Here is an 18,225-nt window from a genome sequence, read left to right as displayed (position 1 = left end):
CATAGTTAGTGCTGACAACTTGCCTTTTGCTGTGCTGCGTTTTTCCATCTTTCGATCAGGCTGCTGGTTTCTTTACGCGATATTGACTTGCGCCACGGCTCAAAGATGCCGCATGGAATGATCTCGCCGGTGTTGAGGTTGGCGCGGTACACGTTATCAAGCACCGTCACTTCATTGCCCTGCGCAAGCTGTACCGCCTGCGGCTTGCTCAGTGGTACTTTGCGGATTTCTGCCCAGCGCTGGATCTGTTCGGCCAGTGCAGAAACACCGGCGGTTACCGGTTGCTCTGCCTGCCTGATTGCGCTCGCGGCGCGGAGGTAACTGTCGGCGCGGCTACGGTCATAATCCGAACATTCGCCACTGACAATGACCTGCGCCAGCAATTCGAAATCATCAGCGGGCGATTTACGCCGCTGCGGTGGCTCACTGTGCAGGCTGGTTTGCAGTCGGTTTCGCTGCGCCCTGGTTGGCTGCCCGAAAGCCAACTGCTCCGGCTCGAGCTGATACAGATATTCCTGATCGTCCGGTGGTTGATCTCCGCCCGGTTTTGTCTGTTTTTTGGCCTCGGTACAGTTATTGACACGAGTCCTAGAGGGCGCGGGCGCGCCCGGCAGGTCAAAATCAAAACCAACGTCAAGGTCAACGGCCTGGCCTGCGTCGTCTGGCTTGGCGTTCATCTTCACTATTCGGTAACTGCGAAGGCGGGTTTCAACTGGCGGCAGCGCCATGCCTGGCATGTATACGCCTTTGATTGTCGGCAGGTATTCACCGTAGGCGTTTGGCTCATCTTCCTGCTTGTAGTAGGTGCGAACGTGCAGGGCGGCGCGGCTAACAAACGGGCCGCCCTGCAACTGTACGTATTCATCCCACCACCCTTGATCGGCGGCGCGGTGGATCTCGGCAAACAGGGGATTTACTTTGTCTGCCAGTTCCTGATCGCCCATTCTGCGCAGTTCACGCCAGACTGATACCGGCGCGCCACCGAGGAATTGAAACTGTCTGATGCCCCAGCATGAGGCCCACGCGGTGGCGTGTTTGGCGGTTTCCTTTAGCGGCTTGCCGCTTTCGTCGTCTACTTCGTTATCTAATGCGTAACCGTCGATGTTTTTTGAGACATATTTTACGACGTAGCCTGTGGCGCTACCGACTGATGCGTCGATCGGCTTCATCTCGAAACGTGGCCGGCTGCCATGCTTGCCTTGCAATTCTTCGGCATCTTCACGCGTGGCGTATTCTTCCATCACTGCGGCCAGGGTGTTGCTGTGTTCTGGTGCGGTAAACAGCAAGCCATGCCAATGCGGCGTGCCATCGTGATGCGATTCGGCAACGCGCAGGCCAAATACGGGAATTTCACGGCGGGCCAGTTCGGCGCGGATTTGTTGCCACAGGCGGGTGAGGTAGCGCTGAGTTTTGCGCGGGCTGGCCCCGCTCCATTTTGCGTTACGGTGGCCGAACATGGTGTAAGCGTGGTATTTCGACGGGGCTGTCAGCGTAAAGAAACTACCTGTGAACCCCTCACTATTTGCCACTTTTTCAAAACCGCCAATGCGCGTCATAAGCTCAACTCGGCGCTTTACCGGGTTGGAAATACTTTTATCAATCTGCTCTACCAACGAAATGCGCTCTTTGGTTTCTTTATCTTCCAGCTCAAGGCGGCTCATTATTGCGCGGCTGCGCTTGCGGCGTGCTTCCCATTCGTCAACATGGTGTTTGCTGCAATACGGTGCCGCGCCGCGCTTCACATCACCGAAGGCAATGTGTAGATGTTCACGCCAGCGGGCGGCATACTTGCGCAAGGTGCGCACCCAAAAACGCGGATCCAGCATCTTACTGATTGCCGATGCGTCAGCATCCCCAGGCGCTGCCTTGCGGCTGGGTAGTGCCGGTGACTGACGAAACAGCTCAGTAACGTTTGCCGCTTCTTGGTAGAGGTAGAACGGTAAATGAAGGTCGCTTTCTGACGCAAAAACCTCGTTCACTTCGCTCAAGGTTGCTGTCATGTAAATGGCAATATCCTGCGCCAGCAGCTCAATATCTTCGCGTGAGAAGTCAGGCAAATGATTGAATCGTTTGATCAGACCGTTCAGGGTAGCAAAGGTGTGATAGAGCGGATTAAGGTGCCGGAATGCGTCGGTGTAGGATCCTGCTGGCCTGCCGCTATCCTGCTGGATGCCGTATTGCTCTGTCACCATGTTGATGACCGGTAGATCGCGCCGGATGACATCGCGCAGCGCTAAGCGGGCGATGTGTCGCCCCTTCATGTTGTGAATACTGTCGATGCGTGACGCAAGGCGCTGGCGGATAAAGCGCGGGAATGGCTGGAGCGCGGTAGTAACCTGACCTAAAAACTCTTGCTCTTGACCCAGTTCAACGAGATCAACAGCAGGAGTTTTATCAACGAATATGGCGGTTTTTGGTTTGTTCCAGTCGTACTGATACCGGACATTGTCGGTAACAATGCCCGGATAGGGTAAGGGATCGGTCGGGGCGCGGCGGCCCCGTGTGTCTTTTTTCACTCACATACTCCCGCATAAACACTGCTGCAAGAGGTGTGATCGTTCATTGCGGCCAGTAAATCGAACTGTTGCCCCCCCCTAGTGGTCAAGGCCCAATCGCGATAGGTTTCAATGCCATGTGATTCAACGGTAATGCACTCAATGCGGCGTTCTGCTTTCTTCGGATCCTGAGTGGCAGGAAAGAAGGTGCTGTTTTGACGGCGTGAGCAGGCAGCGACCAGTTTTTCCCAGCAGGCGACGCGTGCGATCTCTTCGGGCCAGCGGGTGAATATTTCGGCCAGTTCTGACTTGCGGGCGTGAATGCATGGCATGCAGCCGACACGGCTACAGCCTTGCAGGTAGAGCGGGTTTGGTTTGATGCCATGATGCCTCGCAATAGCAAAAACATCGGCGTGCTTCCAATCCAGAATAGGGCGGTAAATGTTTAACCCTGGGGTTTTATCTGCGTCAGTTTCCCACATTGGTAAACCTGCGCGCTGCGGTGACTCTTCAGCGCGCACCCCTTGCCAGCTAATCACCTCGTCATACTCATCCAGCAACGGCATAACCAACTGATCGCGGATCGGGATGTGCTTCAGTTCGAAGGTGCAGAAACGGGCCATTGTTGAGGGGAAACGGCCTTTCCACATGCACAGATCAAGGAATGGAACGCCCGTTGGGTGAAGGCATTCAAGCGCCAAAGCAATTGTTTCTTGTGCTTGCTCATCGGTAAGCCCGCACTCAGTGACCAGTGATACGGGCCAGTGTTCGGCAATAAAGCGGCGCTTACCTTCAATGCGATCGCTAAAGTCGGCCTTTACGCGGCAAATCTGGCCCAGATTGTTTTCAAGGTAATCCAGGTATTCCATTGTGATCGGGTGTTCGTGGCCGGTATCCGCAAATACCGGAACAACATTCACACCCGCATCAAGGGCTAACAACCACTGCGCCAGGCTATCTTTACCGCCGGAAATTGAGATCACATTGATTGTATCGGTAGCGCTTGTGCGGGGATCGACAAACGCGATCCCTGATGGGTAGGTGATGGCTTTCATGATTTGAATGGCCCTCTCTCAATACTCAGCATCACGTAACCTGGTAACCACTTACTTAGGTCGGTGATGTGGGTTACACGCGCCCAGATAAATTCCCCAGAAAAACCCATCAATCCATTGAGTGCTGGACGCTGGCCGTATTCATTAAGGCGAAGCATGTCGCCTACCTCGTAGTCACGGTCATTGATGCGGATTTCTGCCTTCTTATCTCCACTTACTACCGCTGCAAAATACTCAGGCTGGATCTTTAGGTGATGGGTTTTCATGCTGACGCCCTCACTGCCTTAATGATTTCGCACATGGCCTTTGGCGGCACGGCGTTGCCTGCCATGTGGGTTGTTAGCCGGTTTGATGATGGGCGGATGTAGTCACTCGGGAAGGTCATTGCCTGCATATTTTCGTCTGCTATCAGCATGCGCATGCGGTCGCCATCGACAATGGCCCACCTGTCGCGGGTGGTGATCGTGCCGATAGGGCGAGAGAGTGATCGGCCTGTCTTGGTGTTTCCGTAGTAGCTAAACAGGAAGCGATCGCCAAACTGTTGGCGGCCATTTCTGACACGTTCCAGTGTGCTGGCTGCGCGCCCTGGCTTGTCAATGGGTTGCCATTTCCCTGCTGTGAAATCGATAAATGAATCAGCCGGTTTATGTGTCTGCTTTGGTAGCGTCAGGTAAAGCGGCGAATGACTGCGGGTGCAAACAATGAACATGCGTATGCGGTTTTGGGGAACGCCGAGATCGGCACATTCAACAATGTGAGGGGCGAGTGAATAGCCCAGCGCCTGCATAGCTGCTTCCCATGCTGGGTATAAAGCCCATTGCAGAAACTCTGGCACGTTCTCAACGATGATCGCCTGTGGCGCATGGAATTCAGCCGCCGAGACAACCGCCCATGCTGTTGATCGGCTGGCGTCATGTTGCGGGTTGCCGGATTTCTTGCCGCGAGCTTTGCTGTGCCCTTGGCAGCACGGTGAAGCCATCATCAGATCGTGCGCTGGTACTTGCGACCAGTCAGCCTGATGCAAGTCTTGGCAAACATGGATTGAATCAGGATGGTTTAATGCATGTATATCAACAGCGGCTTGCCAGTGATTACCCGCCCATAGAACCCTGGCGCCAGCCATGCGCGCGCCAGTGGATGAACCACCAAAGCCAGAAAACAGATCAATAACATTCATGCTGATGCCCTCATGCTTGCGATGATCTCGCCGACGCGTTCCCGGCTGGTTGCGCTGGCGCTAACGCTGCGGCGTGCGGTGATGGCGGTAATGCTGAAATCTGAGTACAGATCCAGCGCGGCGGCGGTTTCGCTGTTTGATGCCACAACGTGGCGCCCACGGCGGGCGGCAATGCGCAGCATGCAGGCCAACTTTCGCTGTTGGTCGCTGGTGAATCCGTCGGTGTGGTAGCCGGTGAAGTTGGCTGTTGCTGATGCAGGGATGTAGGGTGGATCGCAATAAATCACGTCACCGGCCTGCGCCATCCTGATCGACTCTTGGAATGTGCAGCACAGGAAAATAGCTTTCTTGGCCTGTGCCTTCTCCGAAAAGGCGTGGATTTCCGCTTCGGGAAAGTAGGGGGCTTTTCGGTGACCGAATGGCACATTGAATTCACCGCTCAGGTTATAGCGGCAAACACCATTAAAGCAGTGGCGATTCAGGTAGAGGAACTGCGCAGCACGGTACAAAAAATTACTGTCGCAGCGCAGGTTAAAATCAGCCCGCACGGCATAATAACCGGCCTCGTCTGCGTACTCGTTGAACAGGTTACGCGTTTCCCGGATCAGCGCGTCAGGCAGGTTTTTAACCGCATTATGGAAGTTGATCAGATCGCTGTTGATATCGGTCAACAGGTAGCTGTCGTAATCGGTATTGAGGAATACCGCGCCGGAGCCGGTGAACGGCTCAACCAGGCGTTTACCTTCCGGCAGGTGCGGGCGAAGTGTGTCGATGATGCTGGCTTTGCTGCCAAGCCATTTCAGGGCGGGGCGGATCATGCATCCCCCTTAATGACGGTTAACTGACGAGTGGACGCCCAAGCTTTCAGGGTGGTAATGATCTGATCGGCGTTGGCGTGATTGGCTTTCAATGTGTCGAGTTTTGATTCAAGCGCATCTAACAACTGAAGCCGCGCTGATAGGCGGGCATCGGTTAGCATTTGCACCAGTTCGGTGTTTATTTCCGGCGTGGTCATATAGCCCTCGTTAAATTCAGGATGAGCGAAGCCCGGTGCGACAATGCGCACCATTTTTTTAGTGGATACTTTTTTATTTCAGAAGCGACTTATAAGCGGCTTCTGAAATAAATGCCGGGTTTTACCCATGCCCGGCGCATGGTCTTGTGGTAACGTTGTTTCGCCTGTGGCTGTCCACTCTTGAAAGGACGCAGGCGGAACAACTACCAACCACAAAAGGAGTTAGTAAAATGGAAATATCTAAAACTCAGTACCTCAATCTTTTTAGAAAAACATTTGATGGAATACCTAAATCACACAAAATCGGTGTAAGTGATAATGCCATTAACTATTTTTCTCATCGTGCACTTATCATCTTTCGCCTAGACATGCTCCTGTTTAAATACAAGCAGGACAACGATCCCCTTCGATTAATATTATCTGGTAAAAATGCGCTGACATCCTATCTCATCAATAAGAAGAATATTCCGCTTAATGATGCAAAAAACGCTTCCTTGCGTGATGCACTTACTATTTTATGGACTGATATTAAATCAGTTTCAATACCCGACTCCCTGCTTGATTCGCTTATGGAGGCATACTCTTATAACTTCAATAAATTCAATCCTCGTTACTATGCGGAGCAGCATCTAGATTATGTTGATGATGAGTGGAATCCTGAGCTTTGGGATAAATTGCTCCTGCAATAAACTCCTTACTCTTTTTAAGAGTTGTTTGAGATAGCTCCACATCTTCTTTGAGATCTGCAATTCGTTTTTTTGTGGATCTCATGCTTTCTAATTTGTAAACAACCATGTGCAGCCATTCGATGAGTTTCTCATCGCTTAAGCTTCCGCGGTGAATAAAAGGTTTATCGATATCTTTTCCAGCACTCGGCGCCGCAGCCTCTTGTGGCCTATTCGCATTAATGAGTGCTAGCACTGCGCCTTCATCCATTTCACTTGATGGGCCGTTTTTTCTTGATACGCCGTAGAATACAAATCCCTCATGAGTGCCATTCTTAAAATATCCCCTTCTGAAAAATTCCGTTCCTTCATAAATTACCGTTGTGACATTTTTAATGTGCATTGATTCAGTCACGGTTAAACAGTTGCCGCAATTTGTACAGCCTGCTTTCTTCAAGCAAACAAACATATTCTTATTCATGATACCCCCTGATTTTGGTTTACCTATTGGAGAGCGCACCTTGATAAACAGATTCGCTCTCAAATAGGACCGGGCAAACCGGCCTAGGCTGCAAACTGATCCGCGCAGAATGGCTGCGGAATATCACCGGCATTGCACTTGCTGACGATCTCCGCCAGTGCGGTGGCTGACTCGGTATCGCCAGCGGCTTCGGCGGTAGTCAGCAACCCTTCGAGGCCAATGCTCAAGCGGAAGGCGTAATCGTTCTGCGAGTACTCGCGAACCACATCGGCAACGGCTGACGCCGCGCGCATGTTCTCGGCCTTGAAGTGGTACTGCTGCAACAGATCGTTGATAAGAACGCTGTAAGCCTGTTTCATTGCTGATCCTCGCTGTTACGTTTTGCCTCACGGCGGCTGCGGTAATCACTCACGACAAGCACCACTGACAGCACGGCGATGATCGCGATAACAATCAAGTGCGCGGTGGCGTCGGGTGATAGTGTTTTGATGAAATTGATCATTAGCACCCCATCTGATTAATTTTTGCCGGGGTTTTTAGCCACGCCCGGCGCGTGGTTTTTTGTGCTACTGTTCTTGCGTCTGCTTTATTCCGTAGCAGGAGAGACAGACGCAATAACCACTCACACACAAGGAGGTCGTATGACCGACAGAGAAGAGACTTTCCAAGGTACGCATGGCGACCGTGGGGATCTTGTTCCGCACCATGTTGTTCACAAGCCTGCCAGCCCTCCGCAATCTGATCGGGGTTCTGGCGGCGATTCCAATCAATCGGCGGGAGGCGACTCCAGCCAACAGGAGTAAAACCATGAACGAGCAGCCGTCTTACGATGAAAAACACAGTCTGTTTTACGCTTACAATCTGGAGGCTATGAGTGCGACGTTTTATCGCCGCGTAAATGACCTTTCCTCCTTCCTTCTGATTATTCTTGGTAGTGCCATTGCCGCTGGCGTTCTCAACGCCGTTGCCCTCGGCCTGGCTGTCACTGTGATTTCCGCTTACCAATTTACTTACAGACCCGGTGAGGCGGCTGCAAAGGCCAGCGCGCAAGCGCTGAGATATGAAAAGCTCATTCACAAGCTGAGTTTTCACGGCATGACTTCCAGCGAGCTGTTTAGCGAAATGGGAAGCCTTATTGAAAATGACACTCCACCGCTTGGCGTTTTTCGAAATCCGGCATATATCAGGGCGCATATTGCTTTGGGTATGGAGACCGAAAAAGTCACCGCAGAGAAAGCAAAACTGACACGCTGTGAGCGTTTCTTTTCGGCTATTTCCGGTGGTATACCGCAATAATAAATTCATGATCCTGATCCTCGTGAAAAGCCCTTTTGCAAAGCAATTTTGAAAGAGGGCTTTTTTAATGCCCGCTTTCCCTTGGCATTAGTGAACCGCTGCCTTTCATTTCATATGGTTTTGGTGTTTTCCCGGTGAGTAGCCAGTTGGATGCCATTAGCCCGAGGTAAGCTGCTGAGTCATCACCCGCATAACGGGCAGCGTCGGCTATTTGCTCAAGCAGGTTTGCCGCTGTCGTCATTTCTGCTGTGGCGTATTTCGGTTGCGTGTGTTCCATGCGTGCATTGAACCTGTCGATAACGGCACTCGCGGCTACATAGAATGGGTTGATGGACAGGGTTTTCATGCGACACACTCCGCCAGATCTTTGGTGGTAATAACATCTGTACCCAAGCAAGCCGGGGTTGTTGTCAAAAACAAACCGATTAAATAAGGAGATGGAAGTGGGCCTTCTCCGTACAGAATGGTAATTGCTAAATACTGGTTTTCCTTCCAGTGTTTCGACAACTCGAGAAAGTCTTTACTTGCCTTCACCTCAACATATAAATCGGCTTTATCACCTACCATTTCGGCTCTTGTGCTTTCAACAAAACCCAGCGTTGACGATAGGCTTGGCTGTTCTGCAATTATCGCTGTGCGAGTCGCTGTGTTGTAGTTGCTGGCGATAGCCATAATATCGGCGGCGCTGAACTCTCTGCCGTCTACGGTCTTGCCACTGGTGGCAACCAGGAACATTTTCTTATTCACTTTGAACCTCCGCGCTGCTGATACAGATGATCGATATACCCGGTTGCCTGTGCTTGCGCATCGAACTTGCCGTAAGACTGATCACCCTGGCGAACGTGGTAGCGGGTGATCGGCTGGCAGGCTTTACGCGGCAGCTTGATAACGCTGAATCCCCGGTAAACGCTGGTGTGCTCGCTGACTTTGGTCAGTGCGTAAACGTTTTGGCTCATGCTGCCGCCCCAGAGCGGCGACCTTTTCCGGTGCTGCGGCGGTAGGTTGATTTATCACGCATCAGGCGATCGATGTGATAACGCTCATCGGCGGTGATGATGGCGCGGCAGTGGCGCAGAGCATCCAAATATTCTTGCATCATGATGAAGCGCTTCGGACGTTTTGAACCCGGCATGCCCTCGCGGTGGACGGGGATCTGGTTTCTGTCCATGAGGTGCTGCACTGACTTGAGAGTGCGTCCGGTGAGATAGGCGAATTCTTCTGCACTAACAAAGATCTGGCTTGCCAATTCATCGGTTGGCATATCACGCAATTTTGCTACTTGCTTGGCGGTCATCCGGCACACACGCACCGCGCGCGCATCATCAACCGGGAACTGCCTGGCGTACCGCGTATCGATTTCGTTGATGGTTTTCATTGTGATAAAGTTCCTTAATTGGCCCCCATTGGGGCTAATTGGGTACAGGAGGCTCTTAGTCGCTTCCTGATTTCACTGTTGTGTAAAAATAGGAGATCTGTAGTTTTATGTCAATGACTCAAAGTGAAAAACTTAAGCTTATGCGGGAGTCTGAGCGTATGAAAATCAAGGAAGTTGCTGAATTGGTTGGACTTAATTATGTTACTTACCACAACTATGAAGTTGGCAAAGCCAAAATGTCATTTGAGGCTGGCATGAAGTTATTCAAGCATCCTCGTTTTAGAAAGTACCGCGATTGGTTCATGTTTGACGAAACAGATCCAGCGAAGGGGCAAGTTGCACCGGCGCTCGCGCTATATATGCCCGACGAAACAGACTCACCCCGCTAAGAGATGAGAATTGGTTAGATGTTTTTTACCTGTGGGTTGAATACCTATGGGAACAAGTTGTGCAGTACATCGGAGGGTTATCTTATGTCTATTAAGAAACTCGAAGATGGTCGCTTTGAAGTGGATGTTAGACCACGGGGCCGCAATGGAAAGCGTATCCGTAAAAAGTTTGATCGCAAGGCCGACGCTCATTCGTATGAGCGCAGCATTATCGCCAAGTATCAAAATAATGATTACTTGAACCGGCCAGCCGACAAGCGCCGCATGAGTGAGTTTGTTGAATTATGGTGGATGCTTTTAGGGCGAAACCTGCCGTATGCAAACGCAAGGCTGAGCACTATCAATGGAATATGTCGTGATATGGAAGATCCCATGCTTTACCAAATTGATTCTCGATGTTTGGTTAATTACCGGGCGTATCGCCTGGGTGAAGGGATCAAGGCGTCGACCATTAATCATGACCTGTTCGCCCTCAGCGGCGTGTTTAAGTCAATGGCCGAGATTGACGAGTATCACGGGGAAAATCCCGTCGCCTCACTGAGCCCTCTAAAAGAGGTGCGCTCTGAAATGTCTTACCTCACCGCTGATGAAATTGAACATTTTCTGGCGCAGTTGAAGGGGGATTACTACCGTATCGCCGTTCTCTGTTTGGCTACCGGCGCTCGCTGGGGTGAGGCTTACGGCCTGAAAGCTGAAAACATTGTGCATAACAATGTGATGTTCTCGCACACCAAAAACGGTGATAAGCGCGTTGTGCCTATTTCCTGCGAGGTTGCTGATATTGTCAAAACGCGGGAGTCTGGGCGATTGTTCCGGGTGAGTTACAGCCGTTTCCGCAAGATGATAAAAGAGGCCAAGCCAAACCTGCCGGATGGTCAGGCGGCGCATGCCTTGCGCCATACCTTTGCGACACACTTTATGATAAAGGGGGGCAATATAATCACCTTGCAGCGGATCCTTGGTCATTCTGATGTTTCGCAGACCATGACCTATGCGCATTTCTCCCCGGACTTCCTGGCGGATGCCGTAAGTTTAAATCCCCTTGCGGGCGTGTCCACATTGCGTCCACAGATAGAAGGTCAAAAGGGGGTAATTGGGGAGTAATGGGGTTATAATTTATTGATTTCCCACAGTCACATAAGTGGCTGTGGGTTCCGTAAACCTCCCAGCAAGGGTAAGGTCAAGGGGGTTCAATGAATATCAGCGATGTGGCTAAAAAAACCGGTTTAACCAGCAAAGCGATCCGTTTTTATGAAGAAAAAGGCTTAGTCACCGCCCCAATCCGCACGGAAAATGGCTACCGCAGTTACGATCTGAAGCACGTTGAAGAGTTAACGTTGCTGCGTCAGGCACGTCAGGTGGGGTTTAATCTTGATGAGTGCCGCGAACTGGTGGCGTTGTTTAACGATCCGGCGCGCCACAGTGCCGATGTCAAGGCGCGCACCCTGCAGAAAGTGGCTGAGATTGAAAAACACATCAGTGAATTGGGGCAAATGCGCCAGCGGCTATTAGCGCTGGCGGAGCAGTGCCCAGGGGATGAGGGGGCAGACTGCCCGATCATTAACAATCTGGCAGGCTGCTGTCACCGGCATTAGCGGTTAAGCGCGCGGATCACCAAGGTGACGCCTTCAACGGCCACCACTTCTACTTCGGTGCCGACCGGCAGATCCTCGTTAGCCTGCGCGCGCCAGCTGCTGTCACCAATATTGATGCGCCCCAGGCCGTTTTGCATGGGTTCGGTCAAGGTTGCGCGGGTGCCAATCAACTGGCGGTTACGCTGGTTCAGCACCTGCGAACCGCTGGTCGCTGCGGCAGGCCGCTGGCGCAGCCAGTACCACCACAGATAAGCCACGGCGATGGTCAGCACGGCAAAAATGGCGCCTTGCCACTCCCAACTGAGCTGCGGCAGCAACCAGACGACAATCCCGACCAGCACCGCCGACAGGCCGCTCCACAGCAGATAGCCGCTGGCACCGAGCATTTCGGCGGCCAGCAGCAACCCACCGAGAGAGATCCAGAACCACTGCGGGTTTGCTGCGATCTGCTCAATCATGATTACTTGCCTTTACTTTCTTTCAGCAACTCGGTAATGCCACCGATGGAGCCCAACAGACTGCTGGCATCCAGCGGCATCATGATCACTTTGCTGTTATTGGCGGAACCGATTTTCTGCAGCGCATCGGTGTACTTTTGCGCCACGAAGTAGTTGATCGCTTGAATATTGCCGCTGGCAATAGCGTCAGAAACCAACTGCGTCGCTTTTGCTTCCGCTTCGGCGGCACGTTCACGCGCTTCTGCCTGTAAGAACGCCGATTGACGTTCCCCTTCGGCTTTCAGGATCTGCGACTGCTTATCCCCTTCGGCACGCAGGATCGCCGCCTGGCGCACCCCTTCGGCTTCCAGAATATCGGCACGTTTGGTACGTTCGGCCTTCATCTGCGCATTCATCGCCACAATCAGTTCGGCTGGTGGGCGCACATCGCGGATTTCAATACGGGTAATTTTGACGCCCCAAGGATTGGTGGCCTCATCGACGATATGCAGTAAACGGCTGTTGATGCTGTCGCGCTGCGATAGCATTTCGTCCAGCTCCATGGAGCCGAGCACGGTACGGAAGTTGGTCATGGTGAGGTTAACGATCGCCTGCTCCAGGTTGCTGACCTCATAGGCGGCACGCGCCGGATCGACCACCTGAATAAAGCACACGGCATCAATGGCCACGTTGGCGTTATCGCGCGAGATAATCTCTTGGGAAGGGATATCCAGCACCTGTTCCATCATATTGATCTTGCGGCCGATGCGATCCATAAATGGCACCACGATGCTCAGCCCGGGCATCAACGTTTTGGTATAACGGCCGAAGCGCTCCACCGTCCATTGGAAGCCCTGTGGCACAATTTTTACGCTGGCGAAGACGATAATCAACGCAACAACGATCACAACGGGAATAACGGTAAACATGGCATAACCTCCTGTCAGACGTATTAATAGATAGTACGTCAACGGTGGGAGAAAGCCTAATGCCGCGGCATAAATATACCCTGATTACCCGAAGTTGCCGGAGTTCAAATCCCCGGCGGTATCACAGCATCATACCGCCGGGTGAGGTGTTACCGAACTATGGCAAGATCCTTTGATCTGCGATTATTTTGGGATAAACGCATTTTTATAGAAGTGGATAAATCCGTCATTAGGCACGGTGAATTCAACACCGTTATGCAGCGACAGCGGCGAGTTGACCGCGTCATTCACGATCGCCCCGTAGCGGAAATAGCGGCTGGCATCAATGTACATAAAGTCGAGACGGGCCTCGCGGTTATCCTTGGCCTGATAGAAATTACCGACAATCGGGCTGATAAAGGAGGCTTTCGGCCGCTCTCTGGTGCCTAACAGCCTGAAGTTAGTGTAGTTTCCTTGCTCGTCACGAGTCAGGGTGTAGTGATAGGTATTCTCTGGATCCAGATTGTTTTGCAGCGCATAGAGCAGGTTGACGGTGGTGCCGGTGGTGATGGCCGATAGCATGGCGAAAGGGTTCTGATAATCACCAACCCCATAATCATTAACAACGGTGGTGATGCGCCCACCGCGTACCTGATGGACTCTTTTGTTGGTAAAAATCAGGAACAGGGGTTCTGATAGGCCATTGACCGCCACCACGTCTTGCAGGAACTCCTGATATTCGGTCAGGTTCCGCAGCTCATTACTGCCGGTTGGTGCATCCTCGAGCCCCTGGGTCAGGAAAGCTCGCGGGTAGGCATACTGATCATTGGCGGCAAAAAATAGGGCGGAGGTGGCCCCGGATGACGAACGGCTTTCCACTGCGGCAGTACAGACTTGAAGTGCGTAATCTGGGTACCAGTTGCTTAGCCGCTGATTGGTTCCCTGTTTGAAGAAATCGGCGATATGGCAGTATGCCGCGTCGCGGATCTTGGCAAAGTTATAGATGCGCGAGGTTTTAGCAGAAGTGACCAGTGCCCCGGCTTGCGTATAGACGGCACCATCCTCTCGATCGACCAGATGTGGGACATTATCCCAATCTGAATTCATGGTTTTGGCATCATAAGCACAGACCATTGCACCATTCCAATAGGTCATGGCTTTGCACAAATAGCTGCCAATATCCTGATAGACCAGGCCTCTGGGTTGAATAACCTGATTGGTATAGTCTTGGATCGGGGACAGCGGGATCACCGGTTTTTTGAACAGTTCATACAGCCACTGGGCGATCATCACCACCAGGCCGACAATGGCAATGACGATCCCAAGCGGCCCGGCAATCGCCAGGCCCATCACGGCTGCGATGGAAACCCCCAGCGCCACGGTTGCAATGAGCATGTTGATCGAGGCAAAGATAATATCGGCGGTATCTCCTTCCATTACCGCCTGATAGAGGTTGTAGGCTGCCAGCGCGGCGCCCAATGCCGCCAGGCCGACGAAGCAGATTTCTATAATGCGTGTGACCGTGGAGGTGGCGATGAAAAGCTTATTGACCACCTGTCTTTCGAGGTTGTTCAGGAACTTCCCTTTGCCGCAGAGATTGCTGATGAACTGGCTGAATTTGCCCATATTCACCGCAATGGCTTCGATCAGGGGTTCGCCATTGCCAAAGATAAACATGCTGACGCGGTTTAACAGAATCTGGAAGCTGATGACGATCGTCAGCCCCGTTTCGACAAAGGCCAACCCCAGTTCCATCAGTGAGATCGGGCTGAAAAATTCCTCGCGTTCGGTTGCCGTTGCCCAGGTAAAGTGCCCAATCCCCAGCAGCAGGGCTAGTGTTGAAAGGGACGAGTCCAAATTCAAACTCTTTGCCCCGTTGCCCTTCAATTCCGGGTATTGCTGTATAATGCGTTGGCTGGCAGCGTCATCCTGCAACGTGTAAGACGCCAGCCCCAGGGTATTTAGATTATTCCAGAACGAGTCTGGATCATATTTTCTGAAGAAGTCCTGCCAGAAGATTCCACCGTCAGTTTTGAGTAAGTTAACCACATCGATAAAATTCTGGCGGTTAGCGAGCAGGCTATTTTTTTCGCTTTGTTTACCCCAATTCATACTCATGGCAAAGCCGCTGTAGACCGCACCGTACAGCGTGCGTTCGAAGTCTGCCAGTTCTTCTTCTTTGATCGAATAACCAGAGGCAATATTCAGTGCGCGAACTTTGTTGATGGTGTTATAAACCTTTTGCATGGCTTTGGAAAATGACGACTGAGTTGATTCTTGAATTTTGAAAGACAAGACAAGATTATTCAGCACATTATTATCAGAGTAATGATTAATCAGTTCGCGCGCCCAGTGTGCGCCGTTATTCTTATAAGCGCTGAATAAGCCATTCTGACAATAGTGTGTGGCAATAGCGTAGAGCCTGTCCATCATCGCTTTATATTTCTCACCTTTCTCAGCAAGGTGAATATTGGCGTTGGCTTTAATCATATCCCATGAGTTATAGGCCAGGCGGTCACTTACAGGAACATCCTTTTGCTGACTGTAGGATTTTTGCAGCATGCCACTGATATATTCGGCAAGATGTTCTTCAAAGTAATCGGTGTTGTCCTGAAACACTTTGCTGGCGGAATCTCGCCCATCATTCATCCCAAGAATTTTGTCGTTGGGCGTCATGGCTTGGCCCAAGCTGTCGCTCAGCCCGTAATATTGGCTCTTAAACTGCTGTTTCATCAGCTCTTGAAAGATCGTCTGTGCCAGATACTGCGCTTCATCGGTTTCCTGCTGAAAGCGTATAACATCCAGGCCCAGTCCATTCTGCGATGATTGGCCGACATAGAAATTGATGGCATCAAGTTCATTAAATGAGGTGCTGCGCTCACTGAACAACAGATTGGCGGCAGATACGCTAGTCGGGAATACGGAGCTTATCGCCAGACTTAATACCGATGCAGAAGAGTAAGTCAGGAAAGTTCTACGCCCTTGAGAAACTTCATTGTTAACAAGCAGGCTTAATTTTTTCAATCGTCTTTCTCCATAAAGTGTATAGATGTTTTACTGGCTGAGACTTGATCTAATAATGCTGTTGTGGCGGGGTTATTAATTCCTTTGGTGTGGGAGTGCACCTTATACAAAACGCCTAGCCGCATGTAAAGCGATAATTTTAATTGTGGGTATTTTTTGTGATATTTAATTTTTCAGGTGTGTTATATGAATGAGTGATTTAAATAAAATAAAATAGAGTTAATTTAAAAATAAACCCTTATTTCTAAAATGAGATATTTAATTAGTGGGGTAATTATTATTGTTTATTGAATAAGTTAGAGGGTTAATTGTTATTAATACAAATGTCAGACATATTTATAATATATACCCAAAATAATTCGAGTTGCTTGTAGGCGGCAACTGAGTGAAGCCCTGGGAGTATAGATAAACTATGTGACCAGGGTGAACGAAGGCAGCCAACACCCAAGCAACTTGAAGTATGACGGGTATATTGGTTTGCAGGGGAGGCTTTAATTTAGGGGGGCAGGAGCGTGTTATAACGTCTTCTCGATGGTACCGTCGCCGTTGCAGACACTGCCCGCAGAGGCAGTGTCTTTATTATGGCAGCCCGTGTTTAATACAAAAGTGAATACAATTGGCGGCGATATTTACCCGCCAGCGCATCACCGGTGCCCAGCGCGGCCAGAATATCCATCAACGTTTTGCGCGCATTGCCGTTTGCCGCGGCCAGATCTTTTTGCAGATGGCCCATCAGCAGTTCCAGCGCTTCTTCGTTACGGCCAACCTGGTGCAGTTGCAGGGCAAGCTGAACCGCCAGCTCGACGTTATGTGGCTGCTGCTGCACTTGCTGCTGTAACTGTTGGATCTCTGGCGTATCGGCAGCCTGTTTCAGTAATTCAATCTGCGCCACCAGCCCTTGGTAACGGGTATCGCGATCCTGCAATGGAATGGTTGCCAATACCGCTTCGGCATCTTCCGTCTTGTTCAGGGCGATTTGCGTTTCGGCCAGCGTCAGGCCGATATCGCTGCGCTGATTACTGGCTTGCCAGGCGTCTTTCAGCAATGGCAGTGCGTCGAGGGCACGATCGTCCTGCAGCAGTTCCATGGCTTCGGCCAGTTTCAGATCTTCCGTTTTGGGCAGGAAACGTTGCAGGAATTCACGGATCATCTCTTCCGGCTGCGGACCTTGGAAGCCATCAACCGGCTGGCCTTCTTGGAACATATAAACGGTGGGGATCGAGCGCAGCCCAAACTGGGAGGCGATCATCTGTTCTGCATCACAGTCCACTTTGGCCAAAATAAACTGCCCGGCGTACTCCGCTGCCAGCTTGTCCAGAACGGGCGTGAGCTGCAGACAGTGCTGGCTGCGATCGGACCAGAAGTAGAACAGCACCGGGACGGACATGGATTGTTCCAGCGTCTGGTGCAGGTTAGTTTCGTTAATATCAACAACAGCTTGAGCTAGCATGATTTTTCTCTCTGAGCTTGCGGAGCAATTTGATTCTTAATGGGGGCAAACTGACGCACTTCAACCCTAGCCATTGCTGCGCATCATCCAATCCAGCACGCGGCCGGGCAGCAAGCGGCGCAGGATGCCCATGGCATGGGCCAGCAATGTCACCGGATAACGTAATTTAGCCTTGGGGCTTTCCAGCGCGTGGCGCAGTTTCGGCAGCACGGCTTCCGGCGGCAGCGTCAGCAGTTTGGCGATGCGGGGATTATGCACCGGTTTATCGCTCTGCGTCTGATTGACGTTCTGGGTAAAATGCGTGGTGAGCGGGCCGGGTTCGATCAGGCTGACCTGAATCCCCGTACCGTGCAGCTCCATACGCAGTGCATCTGACCAGGCCTCCAGCGCAAACTTGCTGGCGGCATAGGCTCCGCGCCCAGCGCTGGAGACCAGCCCCATCACTGAACTGGTTTGAATGATACGCCCTTCGCCGTGCGGCAACATGGCCGGCAACAGCAACTGCGTTAGCTGATGGGTACCGAACAGGTTGGTTGAAAACTGCTGTTCCAACTGCTGGCGTGAGATCGTACTGAGCGGGCCATAGACGCCATAACCGCCGTTGTTGAACAGGCCATACAGACGCCCGTTGGTCATTTCGATCACCTGCGCGGCGGCACGCTCTACGCTGGCGCTGTCATCCAGATCCAGCTCAATCCCTTCCAGCCCGAGCTGGCGCATGTTTTCCACGTCCTGCGGCTTGCGGCAGGCGGCCAGCACGCGGTAGCCACGGTTACGCAGATCCTGCGCGGCAATCAGCCCAATTCCGCTGGAACAGCCGGTTATCAATATCGCTTTTTGCATAACTTTACCTAGTTGGCGGC

23 protein-coding genes are annotated in these 18,225 nt (G+C 51.7%); 5 read left to right on the top strand and 18 right to left on the bottom strand.

All coding sequences use genetic code 11. The features are described 5' to 3' along the window. Positions 1 to 5: 5 nt before the first annotated feature. From WG891_RS14860 to WG891_RS14835, 6 genes are read right to left on the bottom strand one after another with little or no spacing between them, the layout of a single operon-like run. Entirely contained in the window at positions 6 to 2,516 is a 2,511-nt protein-coding gene (locus WG891_RS14860; RefSeq protein ID WP_337263341.1) for a replication endonuclease, read from the bottom strand. Continuing rightward, positions 2,513 to 3,550, bottom strand: a complete 1,038-nt coding sequence (locus WG891_RS14855) for a phosphoadenosine phosphosulfate reductase domain-containing protein (RefSeq protein ID WP_443006159.1) — start codon at positions 3,548 to 3,550, stop codon at positions 2,513 to 2,515. The genes WG891_RS14860 and WG891_RS14855 overlap by 4 nt, the downstream gene beginning before the upstream one ends. After that, complete coding sequence (locus WG891_RS14850; protein ID WP_337263342.1) at positions 3,547 to 3,816, bottom strand: DUF3850 domain-containing protein; 270 nt, start codon at positions 3,814 to 3,816, stop codon at positions 3,547 to 3,549. Before WG891_RS14850 ends, WG891_RS14855 begins: the two co-directional genes overlap by 4 nt. Then, positions 3,813 to 4,727 (bottom strand): DNA cytosine methyltransferase, encoded by a 915-nt coding sequence (locus WG891_RS14845; RefSeq protein WP_337263343.1) that lies wholly within the window; start codon positions 4,725 to 4,727, stop codon positions 3,813 to 3,815. The genes WG891_RS14850 and WG891_RS14845 overlap by 4 nt, the downstream gene beginning before the upstream one ends. Further along, entirely contained in the window at positions 4,724 to 5,545 is an 822-nt protein-coding gene (locus WG891_RS14840) for a Dam family site-specific DNA-(adenine-N6)-methyltransferase (protein WP_337263344.1), read from the bottom strand. The genes WG891_RS14845 and WG891_RS14840 overlap by 4 nt, the downstream gene beginning before the upstream one ends. Continuing rightward, entirely contained in the window at positions 5,542 to 5,796 is a 255-nt protein-coding gene (locus WG891_RS14835) for a hypothetical protein (RefSeq protein WP_337263345.1), read from the bottom strand. Before WG891_RS14835 ends, WG891_RS14840 begins: the two co-directional genes overlap by 4 nt. Positions 5,797 to 5,972: 176 nt before the next feature. Here WG891_RS14835 and WG891_RS14830 point away from each other — a divergent pair, with 176 nt between their 5' ends. Next, the gene (locus tag WG891_RS14830; protein WP_337263346.1) at positions 5,973 to 6,431 is read left to right on the top strand and encodes an ECs1072 family phage-associated protein; all 459 of its coding nucleotides are present in this window, start codon (positions 5,973 to 5,975) and stop codon (positions 6,429 to 6,431) included. On the opposite strand, the gene WG891_RS14825 is transcribed toward WG891_RS14830, so the two are convergent. The 3 genes from WG891_RS14825 to WG891_RS14815 form a co-directional block, all read right to left on the bottom strand. After that, the gene (locus WG891_RS14825; RefSeq protein ID WP_337263347.1) at positions 6,343 to 6,888 is read right to left on the bottom strand and encodes a hypothetical protein; all 546 of its coding nucleotides are present in this window, start codon (positions 6,886 to 6,888) and stop codon (positions 6,343 to 6,345) included. The genes WG891_RS14830 and WG891_RS14825 overlap by 89 nt on opposite strands. Before the next feature lie 83 nt (positions 6,889 to 6,971). After that, positions 6,972 to 7,247: a hypothetical protein gene (locus tag WG891_RS14820; protein ID WP_337263348.1), complete on the bottom strand. Its 276-nt coding sequence runs from the start codon at positions 7,245 to 7,247 to the stop codon at positions 6,972 to 6,974. Next, complete coding sequence (locus WG891_RS14815) at positions 7,244 to 7,390, bottom strand: hypothetical protein (RefSeq protein WP_337263349.1); 147 nt, start codon at positions 7,388 to 7,390, stop codon at positions 7,244 to 7,246. Before WG891_RS14815 ends, WG891_RS14820 begins: the two co-directional genes overlap by 4 nt. A gap of 173 nt (positions 7,391 to 7,563) precedes the next feature. On the opposite strand from WG891_RS14815, the gene WG891_RS14810 reads away from it, so the two are divergent. Continuing rightward, on the top strand, positions 7,564 to 8,184 hold the full coding sequence (locus WG891_RS14810; protein ID WP_337263350.1) for a hypothetical protein: 621 nt from the start codon (positions 7,564 to 7,566) through the stop codon (positions 8,182 to 8,184). A 64-nt stretch (positions 8,185 to 8,248) separates the two neighbouring features. Here WG891_RS14810 and WG891_RS14805 read toward each other — a convergent pair whose 3' ends face one another. The 4 genes from WG891_RS14805 to WG891_RS14790 are packed head-to-tail and all read right to left on the bottom strand — an operon-like array spanning position 8,249 to position 9,559. After that, on the bottom strand, positions 8,249 to 8,530 hold the full coding sequence (locus WG891_RS14805; RefSeq protein WP_337263351.1) for a hypothetical protein: 282 nt from the start codon (positions 8,528 to 8,530) through the stop codon (positions 8,249 to 8,251). Beyond that, the gene (locus WG891_RS14800; RefSeq protein WP_337263352.1) at positions 8,527 to 8,931 is read right to left on the bottom strand and encodes a GPO family capsid scaffolding protein; all 405 of its coding nucleotides are present in this window, start codon (positions 8,929 to 8,931) and stop codon (positions 8,527 to 8,529) included. Before WG891_RS14800 ends, WG891_RS14805 begins: the two co-directional genes overlap by 4 nt. Further along, entirely contained in the window at positions 8,928 to 9,140 is a 213-nt protein-coding gene (locus WG891_RS14795) for a hypothetical protein (protein ID WP_337263353.1), read from the bottom strand. The genes WG891_RS14800 and WG891_RS14795 overlap by 4 nt, the downstream gene beginning before the upstream one ends. Beyond that, complete coding sequence (locus WG891_RS14790) at positions 9,137 to 9,559, bottom strand: hypothetical protein (RefSeq protein ID WP_337263354.1); 423 nt, start codon at positions 9,557 to 9,559, stop codon at positions 9,137 to 9,139. The genes WG891_RS14795 and WG891_RS14790 overlap by 4 nt, the downstream gene beginning before the upstream one ends. A 107-nt stretch (positions 9,560 to 9,666) precedes the next feature. Here WG891_RS14790 and WG891_RS14785 point away from each other — a divergent pair, with 107 nt between their 5' ends. From WG891_RS14785 to cueR, 3 genes are all read left to right on the top strand, one after another. After that, entirely contained in the window at positions 9,667 to 9,948 is a 282-nt protein-coding gene (locus WG891_RS14785) for a helix-turn-helix transcriptional regulator (protein WP_337263355.1), read from the top strand. Positions 9,949 to 10,032: 84 nt separating this feature from the next. Further along, positions 10,033 to 11,052: a phage integrase gene (locus WG891_RS14780; RefSeq protein ID WP_337263356.1), complete on the top strand. Its 1,020-nt coding sequence runs from the start codon at positions 10,033 to 10,035 to the stop codon at positions 11,050 to 11,052. A gap of 89 nt (positions 11,053 to 11,141) precedes the next feature. Continuing rightward, positions 11,142 to 11,543, top strand: coding sequence for a Cu(I)-responsive transcriptional regulator (cueR, locus tag WG891_RS14775; protein ID WP_337263357.1), 402 nt, complete (start codon positions 11,142 to 11,144; stop codon positions 11,541 to 11,543). On the opposite strand, the gene WG891_RS14770 is transcribed toward cueR, so the two are convergent. From WG891_RS14770 to WG891_RS14750, 5 genes are all read right to left on the bottom strand, one after another. After that, the gene (locus WG891_RS14770) at positions 11,540 to 12,001 is read right to left on the bottom strand and encodes an NfeD family protein (RefSeq protein WP_337263358.1); all 462 of its coding nucleotides are present in this window, start codon (positions 11,999 to 12,001) and stop codon (positions 11,540 to 11,542) included. The genes cueR and WG891_RS14770 overlap by 4 nt on opposite strands. Before the next feature lie 2 nt (positions 12,002 to 12,003). Beyond that, positions 12,004 to 12,909, bottom strand: a complete 906-nt coding sequence (locus WG891_RS14765; RefSeq protein ID WP_337263359.1) for an SPFH domain-containing protein — start codon at positions 12,907 to 12,909, stop codon at positions 12,004 to 12,006. A gap of 183 nt (positions 12,910 to 13,092) precedes the next feature. Then, positions 13,093 to 15,912 (bottom strand): hypothetical protein, encoded by a 2,820-nt coding sequence (locus tag WG891_RS14760; protein ID WP_337263360.1) that lies wholly within the window; start codon positions 15,910 to 15,912, stop codon positions 13,093 to 13,095. Positions 15,913 to 16,507: 595 nt separating this feature from the next. Continuing rightward, positions 16,508 to 17,362 carry a co-chaperone YbbN gene (locus tag WG891_RS14755; protein WP_337263361.1) on the bottom strand — a complete coding sequence of 285 codons (855 nt, stop codon included), beginning with the start codon at positions 17,360 to 17,362 and terminating at the stop codon, positions 16,508 to 16,510. Between the two features lie 66 nt (positions 17,363 to 17,428). Next, complete coding sequence (locus tag WG891_RS14750; protein WP_337263362.1) at positions 17,429 to 18,205, bottom strand: SDR family oxidoreductase; 777 nt, start codon at positions 18,203 to 18,205, stop codon at positions 17,429 to 17,431. Between the last annotated feature and the right edge of the window lie 20 nt (positions 18,206 to 18,225).

This window comes from Serratia sp. MMO-28 (assembly GCF_037199905.1).
GTDB lineage: Bacteria > Pseudomonadota > Gammaproteobacteria > Enterobacterales > Enterobacteriaceae > Chania > Chania oryzae.
This window is presented reverse-complemented; position numbering and strand designations above follow the sequence as displayed.